This window comes from Enterobacter sp. JH25 (genome assembly GCF_021725435.1).
Classification (GTDB): domain Bacteria; phylum Pseudomonadota; class Gammaproteobacteria; order Enterobacterales; family Enterobacteriaceae; genus Enterobacter; species Enterobacter intestinihominis.
In genome coordinates this window covers 55,241-73,508 of the sequence record NZ_CP091320.1, presented here as the reverse complement: position 1 = coordinate 73,508, position 18,268 = coordinate 55,241, and the positions used below count along the sequence as shown (strand labels likewise).

Sequence of the window (18,268 nt, the reverse complement as noted above, 5' to 3'; positions counted from 1 at the left end):
ATGCAGCCACATGACACATTTACCGGCTCATACCAGCCCGGTGACGTGGAATTTCTGCTAAAGCCGGTAGTCATTGAGATGACGCCGGTTGAGCAAAAAGAAGAGCTGATTCAGTCAGGGAAGAAACATTATTCGGACATGCTCAGTCAGGAGCCAGCGCCAACACAATGGCATCTTGATTTGTTTCACCGGGCGCTGGATCGGGGCGCAGAGAGACTTGCAAAAGAAGTCACACAGCTCGCTATTGCTCTGGCCGAACGCTTCGGTGATGAGCCCATTGTACTGGCCAGTCTCGTCAGAGCTGGCGTGCCGCTCGGCGTTATGCTGCACCAGGCCCTGCGTGACATGGGGAAAACCTCATGGCATTACGGTATCAGCATTATCCGGGATCGTGGAATTGACGGTGCAGCCCTCGACGTCATTGAAGAGCGCCATGGTACCAGCGGTATTGTCTTTGTTGACGGATGGACAGGTAAAGGCGCAATTACCGGAGAGCTTGTACGCGCACTGAAAGATCGCCCGGGCTATCCTGAGCAGCCGCGACTGGTTGTCCTGGCCGATCCCTGTGGCTGCTCCTGGCTTGCAGCCAGTGATGATGACTGGCTCATTCCTTTTGGCATCATGGGTGCGCCGGTATCAGGCCTGATCTCCCGGTCAGTATGGTCCTCTGAAGGATTACATGGGTGCATGGTTTGCGAGCATCTCAGTGAATTCGAATGCAGCCGGATGCTTGTCGATACCGTCGCCCATTTCCGTAAGAAGTTAACCCCGTCATCCCTCGCTACCCTGAGCTGGAATATGGAGTCAGCCCGGGTCTTATGGCAGACAAGTCGCGACGTTATCGCGTTCCTGGCCGATGAATTTAAAGTGGACAGCGTCAATCGTATTAAACCCGGTATTGCTGAAGCAACCCGGGCTGTATTACGTCGGGTACCGGACCATGTATTTGTGCGTTCTATTGACGACCCGGACGTTGCCTTGCTTGTAGGGCTTGCTCGTGAAAAGGGAATAGTTGTTACAGAAATGGGGGGAACCCTCGGCCAGTATCGGGCTGTAACCATTATCAAGAAGGTACTCTGATGAAAAATCGTCTTTCTCCCTGGAATCTGGGAGCCACGCTATACATGCCTGCAACACGGGAAGATATTGCTGATGCCGTCCTGCACGGGAAAATCCCGGGTTTGCGCTCTCTGGTGATTTGCCTGGAGGATGCTGTCAGTGAAGCAGACATCCCCATCGCCCTCAAAAATCTGGAGCACCTGCTGCACGAGCTCAGTAACAGCATGCGTAGCCTGGGTAAAAATGACTGGCCTCTGGTGTTCATTCGCCCTCGGCATGCCGAAATGGGCAGATGGTTAAAAGCGCATTATGATCTTTCCGCTGTCGATGGGTTTGTGTTGCCGAAATTTACCCTCAGTTCGTTAGCTGAATGGTGGGATATCATGGGCGGGACTCACCTGTGCATGATGCCAACGCTGGAAACAGAAGACGTCTTTGACGTGGTTCAGATGCGCGAGCTGGCCACTCGCCTGGTGGAACATCCCTGCCACGACCGCATTATTGCGCTTCGAATCGGCGGCAACGATCTTATGAACGTTGTGTCGCTTCGCCGCCCCCGGGACCTGACGCTGTATGACAGCCCGATGGGCTACGTCATCAAAATGCTCGTTTCAGTCTTCGGCCCGCGTGATTTTGCCCTGACCGCGCCCGTATGTGAGCATATTGACGATCATGCCGTTATGGCCAGAGAGCTGGCTCTTGATATGGCACATGGGCTTGTTGGGAAAACGGCCATTCACCCGGGTCAGATAGAGGTCATTCAAAACGCGCTGATGGTCACTCAGGGTGAGTATTCTGACGCTCTGCGGATCCTGAACTCTACCCAGGCCGTGTTTAAGTCGCAGGGAGCAATGTGTGAACCCGCCACACATCGCCGCTGGGCGGCTGGCATTCTGGACAGAGCTCGTTTTTATGGGTTACAGAACGAGCAAAGCGCTGATGGAATCAGATTACTTACCGTGACCCAGCATCATTAAGGAAATCATAATGGGGTTCAGGTTCAGAAAGTCGATCAACATTATTCCTGGCGTTCGCCTCAACCTGAGTAACGGTGCACCGAGCCTGAGTGTCGGGCCGAGAGGTGCTTCCGTTTCTTTTGGTAGCCGGGGGACCTATGCCAATCTGGGCTTGCCCGGTACCGGGCTGAGTTACCGTACCCGGCTTGACCGGGCCGCGCGTTCCGGAGGTGGAAACCGGACGGCAACCGACCCGGGGCTCAGACAGGCGCTTGAGCAGGAAGCCGCTGAACTCATGTCAGCGGTAACCGCAATCCGTAATATTCACGAGCTGACGCCGGATCCAAAAACAGGCATCAGCTGGGCAGAGCTGGAAGCAGTATACCTGCATAACAGAACGTCGCCTTTTCAGGTTCCGGCACCGGTGCGTCCAGAAAAGCCAGACTACCTTGCATTGCCGGAAAAGCCTGCCGAGAGCGAAGGCATTAGTTTTCTGGGTAAATGGTTTGAATCGGAATCAGCTAAAGCTGAGCGCCACGCCGAAAATCTTCGCCGGTGGCAGCAGGAGCTGATTGATGTGGAGCGTGAGAATACCCTTCGACAGCACCGGTACCAGCAACAACGGACGGCCTGGGCCGAACAGTATGCAAACTGGAAGTTTGAAGCAGAAGAACATGAAAAACGGCTCGCCACGGCTCAGGCAGATGCCCGGCAGCAGTTCCGGACAGACGCCGCGTTTTTCGAATCATACCTGGCGGGTGTGCTGGCAGAAACTGAATGGCCGCGTGAAACGATTGTTGCATTTGAAGTAAAGCCGGAGCTATCAGCAGTCCTGCTGGACGTTGATTTAGCTGAGATTGAAGATTTCCCTGATAAGATTTACGGCGTTAATGCCCGGGGCACGGAGCTGACGGAAAAAGCCATGACGCAAAAAGCCGTACGCGAAAACTATGCCCGCCACGTCCATGGCTGCTTGTTCCGCCTGGTCGGTATCGTTTTACATACGCTACCTTTCGACAACGTGATTGTGTCAGGCTTTACGCAACGGGTCAGTAAGCGGACCGGCTATCTGGAGGATGAGTATATCCTGTCCTGCAAATGCACTCGCAGCCAGATGTCGTCAGTAAATTTTGCAGGCATAGAACACATTGATCCGGTTGAAGCGTTAGGCGATCACCCGGTTATTCGAAAGATGAGCAGTACCTTCATTTTTCAGCCTATTGAACCACTAACCCTTTAAGCAGGCTAAATCTTACGATGCAATTAAATACCAGACAGGCCCGGATTTTTAAGCTTGCCAACTTACTGGGCACCGGCAAGCCCGTTTCCGCTGCCGACATTATAACCAGTCTGGAATGCTCAGAGCCGACATTAACCCGGGCCCTCAAAGAGCTACGCGAGTCATATTCTGCGGAGATCAAATACAGCAAGGCAGGTCATTCCTACCATCTCGTTAATCCGGGCCAGCTGGATAAAAAGACCCTTCGCCGGATGAATGAAGCGCTCGCACAGAATGCTGAACTGAAAACCGGTGAGTCTACAGGGAAGGTCGTACTCGATAAGGATAAAAAAACAGCCGTGTCCTTATCGCTACGCATGCGGATCTTAAGAAAAATTGACCGTCTGGCTGCGCTGAGTGGCTCGACCCGAAGTGAAGCGGTAGAGAAGCTGGCTCTGCACTCCGTTGACGAACTGATAAAAGAATACAGCGCTAAAAAGTCCTGACGCTAAATCTCAGACCGGGGTGAAAACCCCGGTTTTGTCATATTTTACCTCTGTATTGGCGTGACGTAGTTTTGATCTATTCTCCTCCCGCAATGCCAGCAGCGCCTTACTGACTACAAAACCTGGTGTCTTGACATCCTCTTGTGCTACACATCAATCTTTGGGCGTTTTACACTCCATTCATGCAGATCTGTGATGTATGATGAATTTCATACATAAGACAGTTTATTTGTCCGAGTTTTTTCAGAAATCTTATATTCCAGTCCGGTCTGAATTATTTTTCTGTTGATAAGAGGCCATTCACATGTCGGTAATTCTATGGTGGTTAACTTATTTCTTTAATGCCGCTTCTGAGTATTTAATCTCCACCCGACAGATGTCGTGCCGTTTTATCAAATCAACAAACCCTGGCCTCTTCCTGAAACTACTCTCCTCTTCCGATCTCTTAAGAAGGAATTACATTTGAGACGCTTACCCGTATATCTGCTACTCGACACGTCCGGCTCTATGCACGGAGAGCCTATCGAAGCGGTTAAAAATGGCGTTCAGACGCTGCTTACCACGCTGAAACAGGATCCGTATGCACTCGAAACGGCTCACGTGTCAGTGATCACCTTTGATTCTTCAGCCCGACAGGCAGTCCCCCTGACAGACCTCCTGAGTTTCCAGATGCCAGCACTAACAGCCAGCGGCACCACGTCTCTTGGCGAAGCGCTTTCCCTCACGGCCAGCTCCATTGCCAAAGAAGTACAGAAAACGACGGCTGACACTAAAGGTGACTGGCGTCCCCTTGTATTCCTGATGACGGATGGAAGTCCGAATGATGACTGGCGTAAAGGCCTGAATGACTTTAAAGCGGCCAGAACCGGCGTTGTTGTGGCATGTGCAGCCGGGCATGATGCCGATACCAGCGTCCTCAAAGAAATCACTGAAATCGTGGTTCAGCTCGATACAGCTGACAGTTCGACGATTAAAGCTTTCTTTAAATGGGTCAGTGCGAGCATTTCGGTAGGCAGTCAGAAAGTGGAGTCCAGCAAAAAAGAAGTGATCGGTCTTGAAGACCTGCCACCGCCGCCGCCAGAAGTAAATGTGGTCTTATAATTTTATTGATTAAGGGGATATCATGTCTGTCAGTCTGAGCAAAGGCCAGGGCGTAAGCCTGAAAAAAAATGAATACGATCTCTCGTCCGTTACTATCGGCCTCGGTTGGGATATTAATGAGGAAAAGAAAGGTTTTCTCGGCGGGATCTTTGGTAAAAAAGAAGAAGAATACGACCTTGATGTGATCGCTTTCCTGTGTAATTCAGCCGGAAAGGTGACCGATCTCGGCAATGTGGAAAATGGTAAACCAACGCTTGTGAATGGCGATATCATCTTTTTCAACAGCCTTCGCCATAAGTCAGGCAATATCTGGCTGACGGGCGATAACCGAACCGGAGCCGGTGACGGTGACGATGAGCAAATTATTGTGCGCCTGAATTCCCTTGACGCTCAGTACGAGAAAATTGTGTTCATCGTTCAGATCTACAATGGTGAAAAGCTCCAGCAGCACTTTGGTAAAGTTCAGAATGCCTTCATCCGGGCAGTAGATGCCCGTAATATTGAAATGGCACGATTCGATCTTTCTGGCGGACCCGCCTTCGCCAGCCAGCGCTCCATGGTCTTTGCCGAGCTGATACGCGAGGCTACAGGCTGGAAACTCAGGGCAATTGGTGAGCCTTCAGAATCAGATTCGTTTGTCTCGCACCTGAGGAATTACATGTGATGCGCCGCCTGCCTGTTTACCTTGTTATCGACACATCCGGCTCGATGCGCGGTGAGTCAATCCATTCCGTTAACGTTGGAATTCAGGCGATGCTTAGCGCTCTTCGCCAGGATCCCTACGCCCTCGAAAGCGTTCATATCTCCATTATCACCTATGACAATGAGGCGCGTGAGTTCATTCCTCTCACGCCGCTGGAAGACTTCCAGTTTTCTGACATCGTTGTGCCAAGCGCAGGCGGGACGTTCACCGGTGCTGCCCTTGAATGTCTGATGCAGTGTGTTGAACGGGATGTACGTCGCTCAGATGGTGATACCAAAGGAGACTGGCGTCCTCTGGTATTCCTGATGACTGATGGAACCCCTTCTGATGCCCTGGCGTACGGTGAAGCGGTAAAAGCGATTCGCGGCCGGGGATTCGGATCCATCATTGCCTGCGCCGTTGGTCCTAAAGCAGGCCATGAGCACTTAAAACAGCTCACCGATAAGGTTGTGTCTCTGGAGACGCTAGATTCAACCGCGTTTGCAGGTTTCTTTAAATGGGTATCGGCCAGCGTGTCTTCCGGCAGCACAAGCGCGGGGATTAATAACGGAACTGATACCCTTCCCCCTCCTCCACCAGAAATCCAGCTGGTGCTCTGACAGACAGAAAGGTGCTGTTTCCGGGCAGCACCTTTCTGTACAGCAACGTTTTCTGCTGGCCGTACCAGCCGTACGAGGAAAATTATGAGACGCCTTCCCGTGTTTTTTGTCCTGGACTGTTCAGAGTCCATGATTGGTGAAAACCTGAAAAAAATGACTGATGGTCTGCAAATGATCGTCGGAGATTTAAGAAAGGATCCACACGCACTTGAAACAGCCTGGGTCTCGGTAATCGCATTTGCCGGTGTAGCCCGTACGATTGTACCTCTTCACGAAATTGCCTCGTTCTACCCTCCCCGCCTTCCCGTTGGCGGCGGTACGAGCCTTGGAGCTGCATTGCGTGAGCTGACCGTGCAAATTGATACCCAGGTCAGAAAAACCACTCATGAGGCTAAAGGCGACTGGAAACCCGTCGTGTATCTCCTTACCGACGGACGTCCGACTGACGACACAACCGCAGAAGTGAAGCGCTGGAAGGATCACTACGCGAGTAAAGTGAATCTCATTGCCGTTGGCCTGGGGCCGTCAGCGGACCTGAATATCCTGCGGCAACTGACAGAGAATGTCATGCTGTTCACCGAATCTCAGGAAGGGGACTTTACCCGCTTCATCAAATGGATCACGGCCTCGGTTACGGCGCACAGCCGCAGCGTCGGGGACGACAAACAACCTGAGCTCAGCCAGACTGAATACATAGTCCGGCTGGCCAAGGACGAGCCAGTAAAAGCGTACGACGAAAACTGCGTTACGCTTACCGGCCGTTGCAGCAAGACCCGTCGTCCGTACCTGATGAAGTATGAACGGCCACCAGCAAGGGTTTCCGGGCTCGATTTCAGTCTGAACCTGAACAGCTTTAATATTGCCGGATGCTATCCCATCGATGAGGACTATTTTGCGTGGTCAGATGCCACCGCTACCGGTTTGCAGGTAAATACCAGCGAACTGCATGGCGTACCGGGTTGCCCCCACTGCGGTAATGCCAGTGCGTTTGCCCTGTGCTCATGCGGAAAGTTGCTGTGTATTGACGGCCCGGATGACGTGATCTGCCCGTGGTGTGAAACAGGCCTGTCATTCAGCAATGATGGCGGAAACACTAACTTCGACGTAAACAGAGGGAGAGGTTGATGTCGCAAAATGCTTTACTTGAAGAGAAGATTATCCGCTTAGTTCTGTCTGAGCTGGGCCACCCTGTTGAAGGTGAGCGGCTTTTACTTCTATCGCAGGACCCATCCCTTACCGAAGAAATTATGCGGCTTAAAGAGCGGATTGAGAGCCTTGCACAGGGTTTATCTGCGCGGGTTAGCGAAGGTGATAACGACGCAGAGATTGCCGCCTCGTCAGCATCCAGTCTTTCCGATCAGCAACAAACGGTCGTAAGTGTTGCTGATAACCCGGGCATTGACGCTACCGATACATCAGCACTGCAACCCCTGCCAGAAAATGAGCCTCATCCTCCGTTCTGGAAGCTGATGCCTTATTACGAATTTGATAAACCAGCACAGAGGGAAGACGAAAACCTGTCTTCCCTGGTATTAAAACCCGGGCAGATACCGACAGGCCAGCAGCGGGCCAGCTTAGCTGTGCCACCTGCCGTTCCCCCGAGAGCTAAAATAACGATCCCCAACGCCCGCGCAGGCGAACGTTTCTCTTCGCCGGTTGCTATCGTTCTGGGTGAGGGCCAGCAGGCTACTGTCAGGGACGTTGTCTTTCCCCGGAACATTGGCCTGTCTTTTGACAAAGAACAGGAGTTGCTGACAGGTACTCCCACCGAAAGCGGCGATATAGAGCTTTCAGTAATCTGGTCATGCACGTCGCACGACGAATGTGAAACAAAACAGCTATTTATAATCAATCCCGATCCGAGAAGCCTGTGGAAGGTGGTAGAGCCACCAGCAGACGCTCCCTACCCTAAGTCCCATCTGGACGCTGCTGGCCTGGTCAGGGGTGATATACGTATTGCTGCCGCCAGTCGCCGGGGACGCTCTCATGAGCATGCCGGAAGCTTCAGAGATGACGACTTCTACATCAACCACTGCCAGGAAACAGGATGGTCTGTCATGCTGGTCGCAGACGGAGCCGGTAGTGCGGTAAATTCCCGGGAAGGCTCCCGGATTGCAGTCAAAACGGCTGGCGATTACCTTTTAAATCAGCTCAGTGGTGTGAAAGGCGTCCATTTAAAGCAGCACATCACGGCGTGGGAAGGGAGCGATCAGCAGGCAACAATAAACGCCATGCTTCATCATTTTAAACAGGCAGCTACGCTCGCGGTCAACAGTATCCAGAACGAAGCCATTTGTGCAGAACAACCTGTGAAATCCTATTCAACAACCCTTCTGGCAACTGTAGCGCTACGAACTGATAACGAGCTGTTTGCGGCTGCATTCTGGCTTGGTGATGGTGCGATAGGTGCATACAGCCCTTCCGGTAAAGTCAGGATACTGGGAAATCCCGATAGCGGAGAATACGCAGGACAAACCCGTTTCCTTGACCAGAGCATTATCGCAGACCCCTCGTTTAGCGGCCGCATCAGCGTGGGTAAATGGAATGATGTATCTCACTTGATCCTCATGACAGACGGCGTCTCAGACCCTCTGTTTGAGACGGATAATGGGCTTCGCAGTGACGAAAAATGGACCCGTCTCGTTGATGAGCTCAACCCTGTCCTTACAGACGCCAGTATTGCGCCTGAGAGGTTAGGCGACTGGCTTAACTTTTTCTCCACAGGGAACCATGATGACCGCACTATTGCGGTGTTGTGGTAAGGGATACGCTTTTTCGGTGATCAATATGGCAAATATCGTTACGTGCAAAACAAAGGACGGCGAAACAGTCCAGTATGTTGACGAGGTAATTGGTTCGGGCTCGATGAAGGATGTTTACTTTTCGCCTGATAAATCATACGTCGTCGCTTTTTATCATAAACCGCAGAACGAGCAGGCCCGGGATCGGATTGATATGATCACCGGACGCTACAGGCAAAACATTTTTGGCCAGTCCGGAGGTGAATACTGGAAGGACCTGTTTTGCTGGCCGACCCATGTTGTTGAGCATGGGCATAAAATCGGCATCGTGGTTCCAACCTACAAAAGCTACTTTTTCTTTAAATACGGCTCTAAAAACGATGATTTTCTTGGCATAAAAGGTCGTGAAAAGGAAGGCAAATGGTTTGCCAGCGCCAGCAACCAGAACAAATTTCTCGACCCACGTGAACGAGGCAATACGCTTACCTATCTCAAGGTCTGTCTGCTGCTGACAAGAGCCGTCAGAAGGATGCATGCGGCAGGTCTCTGTCACAGCGATCTAAGCTATAAAAACGTGCTTATCGATCCAGAAATGGGACATGCCTGCATCATTGACGTAGACGGCCTGGTTGTCCCTGGAAAGTATCCTCCCGACGTGGTGGGCACCCCGGATTTTATCGCTCCGGAAGTGGTGAAAACCAGTCATCTTTCCAAAGAGGATCCGAACCGCGTATTGCCAAGCATTACTACTGACCGTCATGCGCTGTCGGTGCTTATCTACATGTATCTGTTCTTCCGTCATCCGCTACGTGGCGGAAAAATACATGACATGTCGGATGAAGTACGTGATGAGACCTTATCTATGGGTGAGAAGGCACTCTTCATTGAACATCCGACAGACAAAAGCAATGCAGTCAAAGTCAGTCAGCTATCGTCCTTTTCACTGCCCTGGGCTGACCCGGAGAAAATTCCTTACACCATCATGGGCCCTTATCTGACACCTTTGTTTGAGCGCGCCTTTATAGATGGCTTACACGATGCCACTAAACGCCCGACCGCCGATGAGTGGGAAAGCGCCCTGGTTAAAACAGTCGATCTGATACAGCCCTGCCAGAACAAGGCGTGTGAACAGAAATGGTACGTTTTCTCGGGTAAGACAAAGCCGGTTTGTCCCTACTGCGGTACGCCATACAAGGGTAAATTACCGGTTCTAAATTTATATTCTTCCCGAAAGGAAGGCAGTTATCGTCCTGACGACCACCGGTTGATGGTGTGGAGCGGGCAGTCAATCTATGCGTGGCATGTGAATCGCCTCATTGCGCCAAATGAGCGTACAACCGATTTGCAAAGGAAACGAGTTGGGTATTTTGTTTTCCATAACGATCAGTGGTGGTTAGTAAATGAAGGCATAAATGGGCTTATGTCATTACCGGATAAACGACAGATTGCCATTGGGGAAAAAATTGAACTGACGAATAACGCTCAGTTTGTTCTGTCAAAGGAGGAAGGCGGCAGGCTGGTCGTCGTTCAGTTAGTAGAAAACTAACGGACGCCCATAACGACTAAAACGTTCTGGCAGCATACTGAACCTGTTTAATGAATCACTATATTAAGCTGTGTCAAATTTAAGCTGCCAGAAAAACTGACTGTCTGTGCCGGATATGCGGTACACCTCCTGCGGCAAGGGTTTAATGCGCAAAGCCCAATTTATTTATAAGAGTGAATAGTTTTGTGGCTCTACCCTGCCGCTCTCCTTTCCTGTGTCATGGTTTTTAACATCTGAAATACTGACATTGTTAAGCCGGTGATTGTATAAGGCGATGCGGACAATCTCATGAAGATATTCAAGTTCGTTTTGTGTCAAGGACTGGCCTTCCTGGGTTTTTGAAATCATTTCCTGCCAGCAGATCAGTCTTTCGTAACTGACATGTTCGCTGTTTTCCAGGCAGTGCAACCTGAAATAGCGAAGGAACAAAGGAAATTCATCGGTCTGAGCGATGTCATAAGCCCGAACCGTTAACCTACACAGACATACAATCGTATCCTGCTGTAACCTGACTAACGCGTTATGACTGCCCGGAAGGATATCAGGCAATTTCATCTTACAGTCAGCAAGGCGCTGAAGAAGAGGCCCTTCCTCTGAAGGCTCCCGTCCCCGATACTCCTGAAGAGGTTCAGATTCAAGTTCATGCATTAATGGATGATATAGCCATTCCCGGGAACTGGTCTCATCAATGATCAGGCTTTCAATGCACTCACTGTATGTTGTTTTACGTCGCCCGAGCTGCACCTGACTGATTTCATATTCAATATCTGGAAGATCGATACGCAATGCGGCAACTCTTTCGGAAGGATGAAGGTGGTCAAAGGTTAACTTCGCAGAAATGCTACGATCCCTGTCCAGAAAGACGGCCACACATAAATCATTAACCTTTACGAACAGATCAGCTGTGCCTCCGAACATACTGCCGCTTCCAATAACCTCATTCAGTGAAACCGGCCCACCATCGTCGCCAGCGAGAAGATTTGGGAAACCAAGAACCTGGTGCTCGTTGATGACTTCAATAATTTTTCCCCGGATGGCTTCCATCAGACCATCACAGTCACCGGCTACAGCAGTACTGTGTGAGAAATGCCAAAGCTTGACCTCCCCCTGCTTTGCTAACAGATCAGTTTTGCAAGCGGGGCAGATGCAGTTACAGTCGATACCCCGGCTGACCTCTGTAATATCTAAAAAGAGTCCTGATTCTCTCTGGAGTCCAAATGGAATACCAAATGTGTAACTCTTACGCATGGCTGCACCCCGTTTTTGATAATTATTCAAACTATATCCGAAATAACGGAGGAGGATTTCTGTAAAACGAATTAAAAGAAATGATTTTTTAGTTTTCCAGATTAATGTTTGACAAGAATCAAATGAGAGCCTTACAAATATGGAGAGAGAAGTTTAGGTAAAGTAACTTTTATCACAACTTCTAAAATTAAGGAGAATATCGGATGTATTTAGCAGTGGGCTTGGCTTATGATTAAAGTCTTTCTCCGAACTTAATAAGAAAGTTAAAAAGACAGGCTATTACAGTGCCTTTAGCCCCGAAAGGGGCATAAACTATTTTCAAATCCAGACACAGTCTTTTTGTTGTGCCAATATCAATAATTACTCGCGAACAAAGGTCCACACACTCGCAGGAACTTTGTCATATAACTTTTTCATTGTCAGTTCAGCTTTACGATGATCATAAGCACCAGAAATTTCAAGAGAGGCGACACCCGAGTTTTTTTCACATAACCTTTCAAATACTTTTTCGAGCGTTTCGAACGAACTACACTTACGGAATTTCATTAAATAAGACTGCTTTGTGTCAGACATAATCAACCTTCTTTAGACAGGCCTCAACTGGCCAGGGATAATCTTAATATCATTTTTCACTTAAGCCTAACGATTTCACAACCTTTTTCGTTGTTTCCACCCTGTTCATAACCAGGTACATGAGTGCTAAAATGACTGTAAATAAAACCAGTGTATCCCGGTGAGCAGGATGAAGAATCAATCAGTGATCAGACAGTTTTCGGAAAGCGAATTGCATCAGCAGCTGGAAACGTTCGGCAACCATGATAAACAGCTTTCACGCTTGATCCGTTACTTTTCCCATCTGAGATACAACACAGCTAAAACCTATCTGCACTGGCTACGAGTATGGAACGAATGGTATCAGGCGAATGCCCGGTTGCATACAGACTGGCCAGTAAGTTCGCTCCCCGTGTCTGAGGAAGCTCTGCTGGCGTTTATGGGGCATCTTGAAGGCAAATTGTCACGAAGCAGCATAAACAGCTGTCTTCAGGCCTTAAACAGTATCCATAAAAAAGGGCTTAACCTGCCCGGGATTATTACGTCTGAAGCATGGTACATGCTGGAAGCCTTAAAACAATCGGAAGCCCGGAAGCGAAAGACGACTAAACAGGCAACTCCCTTTCTTATTGGCGATCTCAAGGCTCTGATAAAGTTACGCAGTACTACAAACTCAGTTCGTAAGCTTCGTGACCTGTGCCTGATCTGGACAGGCTTTGAAACACTGCTCCGTTCATCCGAAATTCGCCGTATACGTCTGAAAGATCTGTCTCTGGATAGTATGACCGGTGAATTTAACCTGACGGTATACCGTACAAAAACGAACATCAGTACACTTCTTACCTACCGGCTGACACGTCAGTTAACTAACTGCCTCTTGAGATTGATGAACCTTGTGAAAATGGATCAGCACAGTCATCCGGATGAATACCTTTTCCAGGCCGTAAATTTCCATGATACAGGCTATATGCCACCCGGCTGGAAGCTTCGGAGTAAAGGGAATGAGCTATCTGAGCTTCTTAAACGGCATAACCTGCCCTACCGTGCTAAACAAAGTCTTCTGAACGATGAAGATGAGGAAGACACTGTGGACGATGCCGGTATGCTCAGCAAAAATTCCCTTTTACGGGCATTTAAAGAAATGTGGAATGAGCTTTATCCAAATGAGACTAAAACCCGTTACTGGACAGGGCACAGCGTTCGTGTAGGCGGTGCGATACAGCTGGATATTGAAGGTTACTCGCTACCACAGATTATGGAAATGGGGAACTGGTCGAATGAAGAAATGGTTATGCGCTACATTCGCAATATTGAAGCTGGTAAAAAAGCCATGATCAAGCTTATGCGAAATGCCTTTGATGAATAGCGCCCTCACGGGCGCATAACTTTATTTTTTCTTGAACGGGTTAAGTCTGGTGAGATTAGAGAGTGCCCCTCCCGGAGGCAAAATTCCCGTCCTTTTATATTTGTACACGCCATTTAATTTCATTGTCTGGATTCCAAGATTAATAAGCGTGACAAGTTTAAGGGTATACAGGAGTGTAAATTGGGGAGCAACCTGAATAAAAACTAATAACAAGCCTGCACACATTACACGTAGCCATGCCGCGTACTCCATGCTCAGCGGACGCTTGAAATAGAATCTTTCGAGCAAATCAACTGTCTTATTACTGATCCACGCCGCCGCCACTGAGAGTAACAACACGATGCACACCATAATGCCCAGTTCCATTTTCACTCCCTTCTCTTTTAGTCTGTTTAAGTTGAGGCTTAGCCACAGTAGTTTTGTTTTTTGCTTTTTTCTTAGGTTTGGTATGGTGAAACAGAAAACAATCCACCATTACCCAACCATTTTTATATCGAGCCACCAGCATCTTCTGGCTGGGGTAATGAGCATGAAACAGCATTTTCACGTCCATGGTGCCCATCAACGACTGTTTGCGCTTTAGCTCATCCTCAGCCATCTGAAATTCTTGTAAGAATTCTGAAGACAGACGCTGACGCAGAATTCTTATGGCACTGGAGTTTTCATCATTCTTTGCCAGGTGCCCGAAGCGTACAAGTGCCTTGTGGGTTATCTGGATGGGTCCCAGATGAGAGCTGAGCTGTTCGTACTGCCAGAAGTAGGTCAAATCCACCTTAACCCAGCTGATGCTGTCCAGCAGAGCCTCGTTCATGATGGTTCCGGACATAGGTACCATTGTCAGCCTGGCCAGACGCATATGTATGTAGTCCGTAAGCAACCTCAGCGACTCAGGAACGTTTTTATTGAGTAGGAGATGCTGAAGCACCGGGGTTGCGGTCTGCCAACACAGATTGCGCCCGTCAGGCAGGAAAGCAAACTTTTGATCGTCAGGCGCAGAGTTCGAAGCGTTTTCCTTACGAAGCAAAAAATAATGGCCGCACAGCAGCTCTGCTCTTACCTGGTCCTCGTCAGGGTCATGTCGGGCTTTACTTAGATCAACGGTTAGCACAACGCGGTTAATCGCATCAGCGTGATATTTTTTTACCCAGACGCAGACACGATAGAGACGCTCATCGATTTTCTGGCTGGCTGTGGAAATCCATTGCATTGTTGTTCCTTAATTTTCGGGGCTGACAATGAAAATGCCCAGCTCAGCCCCCGGCACGAGTTCTGTATATTTCAGGCTCAGCTTCCGTTGGTTGGACGGACCCTGGCTGTTTTCAGGAGCCCAGTCAGAGAGCGTTTTTAATTGAGGTATGTTGCCTGCTGCGAAAATGGGCAAGGATGCTTTTACTACTGAATAATCAGTCTCAGCATATTTATTCCCGTTTCGTTCCTGCCCTTCAGGCCTAAATGCAAAAATGTGAGCAATCGGAACAGGGAAAGAGTTAGTTCGACAAAGGCGATAAGATTCGCCCTGCTTCAGTGGGTGAAATTCAAGACGGTGTAAAGCCTTATCGATATTAGACACGACATTCAAATTGGTAGTTGCTACATTTTTTACTTCTGAGGCTCTCCTGCGCTCCAACAAACTCACAAGTTGCTCTGCTGTTTTAACTTCCTGGTTTCGGTTTAGCCGCCATGAAAAAGTAACTTTTTTAAGCTGGGACTTGATGAAAAGGATATTTCTTGTTGAGTGCATAGCGACAAGGCCCGGGAGCTTCTTGTGCACTTTATCAAAACGGACATTCTTTTTATTATCGATACGCCTCATTGCCGCAGCAAAATCATTTTTTGCTTCGTTTATAGAAGTGATCAAGCTTTCGAGAAGATCTGCTCTTTCGGGGACAATGATTAGACCCGGGTATTTAGTGGTTACTTTGGTGGAATCATGACTTAATGACTCTATGTCATCCACACAGATGTCAGTAAGTGCCTGAATAATTTCCTCAACCGAAGCATCGTCTTTAATACTAACCCTGATGGGTTTAACCTGCTTCAAGCGCTCTTCTGTTCTAGATACGGTGGAGACAGTCATCAGGTTTGCCATCATCGGGGGGGTGTTCGAAAGAAAACACTTGAGCGAGTCGATGCGTTCCAGAATCTGGTCACGAAAATAGGGCAAATCGTCATAACTCATACGTTTCTCCAGGCTCATGTTATTTCCAATCAATTTTGCTGCCCAGGCTGACCTTGCAGAACATAAATGTCATGTAAACCTCTAAAGAAGTCATTTTGAAACAGCTTTCACAGCATGCGATTTATGTTCGATAGGGCTCATGAACAAAGGATGATAATGGAGACGCCATGGATAGTGGATAGTCTTACCCACCTGGGTGATCCGATTGAGGCGAAAACGACCATTTATACAGTCAACTGACCAAAGCCCGGGAGAAACTAACCTCTTCCAGCGGTAAAAAGAGAAACCTGCAACACAGAGGTCATGCTCCAGGAAATGTTGAGTTTCGACGACGCGAACTTTTATCAAAAACCCCAGCATTGGCGAAAACCAGATCAACAACCATGTTGGCGGCAGGATGACTTTGTTCAGGAGATGATCTGTCATAAGCAAGGCAGATAACATCAGAAAACTGATAGTCAACCACAGGGCCATCCAACCGGCCCATACGCGGCTCTGACAGGGTTTCCATTCGAGAAGAAAAAGTTTTTTATGCATTCTGCCCCGCCTAATTTTAATGTATTGCCGAAGTATGCTGCATCATGATGGTGGTGCGGGGAAAGATTTCAAACTTCCACAATTCTGAAGCCGTGTTCCAACCATGAAAGATCCCGTCTCCACAGCGAGTGTTAAAAGCAAGAATTTCATCCCTGACCTGGTAAGCGAGCACTTCTGGCATATCAATAAACTCAGGTAAGGAAAGAAGAATTCCATGGATAACTTCTCCGGTTAACTTACTCATAACCTCTTCCTCAGACAGGGCAGCGTCCGGGAACAAACACAACGGAAGTGAAAAACAACATAGGTCAAGACCAATAGCAGCCCTTCCTGCGTCGTAGCCTTCTTCATTAACGACAAAACGAAAGAATTTTTCTGTCTCACCCCGTAATGATGACGGTCCTTCAGACGGAACTTCAATACCACTGAAGACTTTATCGGTCCAGTTGGTAAAAGGACTGGTGAAAACCCAACAAATTAAGGATAACGCCAGCTCTTCCTTAAACATACGTTCAGTGCCGGTAGTTCTGGAAAGTTGCTTTTGAGTACTCATGTTTTACCTGTTGCATGAAATTATTGATGTTATATAAACACAACCGGCATTTTATCTAATAGGTTTGAAAACACTAAAAATCGCAAATGCTGGTACCTTTCTGTTTTAAGAGATTTTCAAGGTAAAGTGAGGCTAGATCAATTGGCTGGTTCTCTTCAAGACAGGCTCGCACAAGATCTTCAATAGAGACCGAATCAACCCCCCTTCCCTGTAAAATTTCTTTAGCAGATGCCAGCGTTTTATGAACGCTTCGACTTAGTTGTAATCTGACTTGTGTGCGGGTATCAAAAAGACAATCTTCTGTGACACTTTGTGAAACGGTTCTACTCATTGAAAAATCACTCCATTTCTGGGATCGAATGAAAATTAACAGCTATAGATGTATCAGGTTTCCCATTTTCTACGATACTCAACCACGTACGCGCTGAGATTTGTTGTTCACAGACGAGTATGTAACCTGTTCCCTGTTGATGATGTAGCTCAAGAGCTTTTAGGATAGGCTCTGAATGAGGTCCGAGAGCATCACGCGTGTGAATAAGCGTTTGCTCTGGCAATACGTTGCTAAGCATAGACAGCAGAACATTACGCTCATCCTCATTATCCGACAAAACAAGAATTATACGAAAACCCGTTTTTATACGAAATCTGATTTCTGAAACTAACTTTCTTAATCTTAATTTATATATGACCAGGCGGAATCGAGTCATCAGTAAAGAGACCACTGTGAAGATAACGATTACTGCGCCATATTTTGACCTGTAGAACCACCAGTTAAGGCCTCCAGCAACTATCAGGATTAACATTAAAATTAAACTCCCATAGAAAAAAAGTGCTGGGTAGCGAGTTGTCTTTCCTTCAATTAGTGCTGAGGCAAATATCAAAATGGATATTCCGTAAATTACCCAGTCAAAAATACTTTCTCCAATCATTCTTTAGTGAACATCCTTAAAAGTGGAAATGTAGGTTTATGGGTTTATGCATTTTCCTGATGGCCTTGACAACCAAGGATTTCACAGAAATTGTCACAGTGTGAAGCTGTAACAAAGCGCTCTCCACGTTCGAATCGCTCAACCAAATCCTTTCTTACTTCACTTCCAGGTTTCTGGAAGATGTACTCAAACTGGAGATCCTCGGCCGTTGAAAGTAGTCGTTCTATGCTGAAATCAACATGGTAAAAGCAAAACTGATTATCAACCGGGGGAAAGTTGCTTTTGGTACTGTTCTCGTTTTTGGATTTTAGTTCATTCATGAGCTCTCCTTGGTTGAGAACAGTATACAAATCTCTTTAGGGATTTTTTTTCGTTAATAGCACTTTTTTGAGTTTAAAGAGTATGTTCATACCAGAGCATTAGAGGCTACGAAAAGGATAATGGAATTAGAAAGATAGATTTTAAGTGGTGATG

20 protein-coding genes are annotated in these 18,268 nt (G+C 48.1%); 11 read left to right on the top strand and 9 right to left on the bottom strand.

Translation table 11 applies throughout. The annotated features are described in order from the left end of the window. From L2Y28_RS22935 to L2Y28_RS22890, 10 genes are all read left to right on the top strand, one after another. Positions 1–1,080 (top strand): cysteine protease StiP family protein, encoded by a 1,080-nt coding sequence (locus tag L2Y28_RS22935; RefSeq protein WP_001585166.1) that lies wholly within the window; start codon positions 1–3, stop codon positions 1,078–1,080. Beyond that, positions 1,080–2,036 carry an HpcH/HpaI aldolase/citrate lyase family protein gene (locus tag L2Y28_RS22930; RefSeq protein WP_011152965.1) on the top strand — a complete coding sequence of 319 codons (957 nt, stop codon included), beginning with the start codon at positions 1,080–1,082 and terminating at the stop codon, positions 2,034–2,036. The genes L2Y28_RS22935 and L2Y28_RS22930 overlap by 1 nt, the downstream gene beginning before the upstream one ends. A gap of 10 nt (positions 2,037–2,046) precedes the next feature. Then, positions 2,047–3,255, top strand: a complete 1,209-nt coding sequence (locus L2Y28_RS22925) for a DUF4236 domain-containing protein (protein WP_011152964.1) — start codon at positions 2,047–2,049, stop codon at positions 3,253–3,255. 17 nt (positions 3,256–3,272) lie between these two features. Continuing rightward, positions 3,273–3,740: a tellurium resistance protein TerW gene (gene terW, locus L2Y28_RS22920; protein WP_001176767.1), complete on the top strand. Its 468-nt coding sequence runs from the start codon at positions 3,273–3,275 to the stop codon at positions 3,738–3,740. A gap of 462 nt (positions 3,741–4,202) precedes the next feature. After that, the gene (locus tag L2Y28_RS22915) at positions 4,203–4,841 is read left to right on the top strand and encodes a VWA domain-containing protein (protein ID WP_001253657.1); all 639 of its coding nucleotides are present in this window, start codon (positions 4,203–4,205) and stop codon (positions 4,839–4,841) included. Between the two features lie 22 nt (positions 4,842–4,863). Further along, positions 4,864–5,505 (top strand): TerD family protein, encoded by a 642-nt coding sequence (locus L2Y28_RS22910; protein ID WP_000116681.1) that lies wholly within the window; start codon positions 4,864–4,866, stop codon positions 5,503–5,505. Next, entirely contained in the window at positions 5,505–6,143 is a 639-nt protein-coding gene (locus L2Y28_RS22905) for a VWA domain-containing protein (protein WP_001253658.1), read from the top strand. The genes L2Y28_RS22910 and L2Y28_RS22905 overlap by 1 nt, the downstream gene beginning before the upstream one ends. Positions 6,144–6,227: 84 nt before the next feature. Further along, entirely contained in the window at positions 6,228–7,268 is a 1,041-nt protein-coding gene (locus tag L2Y28_RS22900; RefSeq protein ID WP_001253656.1) for a TerY-C metal binding domain-containing protein, read from the top strand. Then, positions 7,268–8,905 carry a PP2C family serine/threonine-protein phosphatase gene (locus L2Y28_RS22895; RefSeq protein WP_000081059.1) on the top strand — a complete coding sequence of 546 codons (1,638 nt, stop codon included), beginning with the start codon at positions 7,268–7,270 and terminating at the stop codon, positions 8,903–8,905. The genes L2Y28_RS22900 and L2Y28_RS22895 overlap by 1 nt, the downstream gene beginning before the upstream one ends. Positions 8,906–8,930: 25 nt before the next feature. Further along, a complete protein-coding gene (locus L2Y28_RS22890; RefSeq protein WP_001284318.1) occupies positions 8,931–10,430 on the top strand; it encodes a helix-hairpin-helix domain-containing protein in 1,500 nt (499 codons plus the stop codon). Between the two features lie 165 nt (positions 10,431–10,595). On the opposite strand, the gene L2Y28_RS22885 is transcribed toward L2Y28_RS22890, so the two are convergent. Then, positions 10,596–11,678, bottom strand: a complete 1,083-nt coding sequence (locus tag L2Y28_RS22885) for a hypothetical protein (protein ID WP_001232447.1) — start codon at positions 11,676–11,678, stop codon at positions 10,596–10,598. Between the two features lie 360 nt (positions 11,679–12,038). Further along, the gene (locus L2Y28_RS22880; RefSeq protein ID WP_001285422.1) at positions 12,039–12,251 is read right to left on the bottom strand and encodes an Hha/YmoA family nucleoid-associated regulatory protein; all 213 of its coding nucleotides are present in this window, start codon (positions 12,249–12,251) and stop codon (positions 12,039–12,041) included. A 169-nt stretch (positions 12,252–12,420) separates the two neighbouring features. On the opposite strand from L2Y28_RS22880, the gene L2Y28_RS22875 reads away from it, so the two are divergent. After that, positions 12,421–13,596, top strand: coding sequence for a tyrosine-type recombinase/integrase (locus L2Y28_RS22875; RefSeq protein WP_000795949.1), 1,176 nt, complete (start codon positions 12,421–12,423; stop codon positions 13,594–13,596). Positions 13,597–13,897: 301 nt separating this feature from the next. On the opposite strand, the gene L2Y28_RS22870 is transcribed toward L2Y28_RS22875, so the two are convergent. The 7 genes from L2Y28_RS22870 to L2Y28_RS22840 all read right to left on the bottom strand — a co-directional run bounded on the left by L2Y28_RS22870 (position 13,898) and on the right by L2Y28_RS22840 (position 18,114). Then, positions 13,898–14,803, bottom strand: a complete 906-nt coding sequence (locus tag L2Y28_RS22870) for a hypothetical protein (RefSeq protein ID WP_001198595.1) — start codon at positions 14,801–14,803, stop codon at positions 13,898–13,900. A gap of 9 nt (positions 14,804–14,812) precedes the next feature. Further along, entirely contained in the window at positions 14,813–15,775 is a 963-nt protein-coding gene (locus L2Y28_RS22865) for a DNA replication terminus site-binding protein (protein WP_000119428.1), read from the bottom strand. A gap of 90 nt (positions 15,776–15,865) precedes the next feature. Then, positions 15,866–16,312: a hypothetical protein gene (locus L2Y28_RS22860; RefSeq protein ID WP_000549069.1), complete on the bottom strand. Its 447-nt coding sequence runs from the start codon at positions 16,310–16,312 to the stop codon at positions 15,866–15,868. 16 nt (positions 16,313–16,328) lie between these two features. Further along, on the bottom strand, positions 16,329–16,865 hold the full coding sequence (locus L2Y28_RS22855; RefSeq protein WP_000107167.1) for a hypothetical protein: 537 nt from the start codon (positions 16,863–16,865) through the stop codon (positions 16,329–16,331). A gap of 73 nt (positions 16,866–16,938) precedes the next feature. Next, the gene (locus L2Y28_RS22850; RefSeq protein ID WP_001371933.1) at positions 16,939–17,196 is read right to left on the bottom strand and encodes a hypothetical protein; all 258 of its coding nucleotides are present in this window, start codon (positions 17,194–17,196) and stop codon (positions 16,939–16,941) included. A gap of 7 nt (positions 17,197–17,203) precedes the next feature. Continuing rightward, entirely contained in the window at positions 17,204–17,794 is a 591-nt protein-coding gene (locus L2Y28_RS22845) for a hypothetical protein (RefSeq protein WP_000578891.1), read from the bottom strand. 44 nt (positions 17,795–17,838) lie between these two features. Continuing rightward, a complete protein-coding gene (locus tag L2Y28_RS22840; protein ID WP_001004200.1) occupies positions 17,839–18,114 on the bottom strand; it encodes a hypothetical protein in 276 nt (91 codons plus the stop codon). Positions 18,115–18,268 lie beyond the last annotated feature (154 nt).

Coding starts and splice junctions, on each gene's coding strand:
- L2Y28_RS22865 (WP_000119428.1), bottom strand. CDS start 15,775: ATGAGTTATGACGATTTGCCCTATTTTCGTGACCAGATTCTGGAACGC.
- L2Y28_RS22860 (WP_000549069.1), bottom strand. CDS start 16,312: ATGCATAAAAAACTTTTTCTTCTCGAATGGAAACCCTGTCAGAGCCGC.
- L2Y28_RS22845 (WP_000578891.1), bottom strand. CDS start 17,794: ATGATTGGAGAAAGTATTTTTGACTGGGTAATTTACGGAATATCCATT.
- L2Y28_RS22930 (WP_011152965.1), top strand. CDS start 1,080: ATGAAAAATCGTCTTTCTCCCTGGAATCTGGGAGCCACGCTATACATG.
- L2Y28_RS22905 (WP_001253658.1), top strand. CDS start 5,505: ATGCGCCGCCTGCCTGTTTACCTTGTTATCGACACATCCGGCTCGATG.
- L2Y28_RS22885 (WP_001232447.1), bottom strand. CDS start 11,678: ATGCGTAAGAGTTACACATTTGGTATTCCATTTGGACTCCAGAGAGAA.
- L2Y28_RS22880 (WP_001285422.1), bottom strand. CDS start 12,251: ATGTCTGACACAAAGCAGTCTTATTTAATGAAATTCCGTAAGTGTAGT.
- L2Y28_RS22895 (WP_000081059.1), top strand. CDS start 7,268: ATGTCGCAAAATGCTTTACTTGAAGAGAAGATTATCCGCTTAGTTCTG.
- L2Y28_RS22910 (WP_000116681.1), top strand. CDS start 4,864: ATGTCTGTCAGTCTGAGCAAAGGCCAGGGCGTAAGCCTGAAAAAAAAT.
- L2Y28_RS22935 (WP_001585166.1), top strand. CDS start 1: ATGCAGCCACATGACACATTTACCGGCTCATACCAGCCCGGTGACGTG.
- L2Y28_RS22875 (WP_000795949.1), top strand. CDS start 12,421: ATGAAGAATCAATCAGTGATCAGACAGTTTTCGGAAAGCGAATTGCAT.
- L2Y28_RS22890 (WP_001284318.1), top strand. CDS start 8,931: ATGGCAAATATCGTTACGTGCAAAACAAAGGACGGCGAAACAGTCCAG.
- L2Y28_RS22850 (WP_001371933.1), bottom strand. CDS start 17,196: ATGAGTAGAACCGTTTCACAAAGTGTCACAGAAGATTGTCTTTTTGAT.
- terW (WP_001176767.1), top strand. CDS start 3,273: ATGCAATTAAATACCAGACAGGCCCGGATTTTTAAGCTTGCCAACTTA.
- L2Y28_RS22925 (WP_011152964.1), top strand. CDS start 2,047: ATGGGGTTCAGGTTCAGAAAGTCGATCAACATTATTCCTGGCGTTCGC.
- L2Y28_RS22855 (WP_000107167.1), bottom strand. CDS start 16,865: ATGAGTACTCAAAAGCAACTTTCCAGAACTACCGGCACTGAACGTATG.
- L2Y28_RS22870 (WP_001198595.1), bottom strand. CDS start 14,803: ATGCAATGGATTTCCACAGCCAGCCAGAAAATCGATGAGCGTCTCTAT.
- L2Y28_RS22900 (WP_001253656.1), top strand. CDS start 6,228: ATGAGACGCCTTCCCGTGTTTTTTGTCCTGGACTGTTCAGAGTCCATG.
- L2Y28_RS22840 (WP_001004200.1), bottom strand. CDS start 18,114: ATGAATGAACTAAAATCCAAAAACGAGAACAGTACCAAAAGCAACTTT.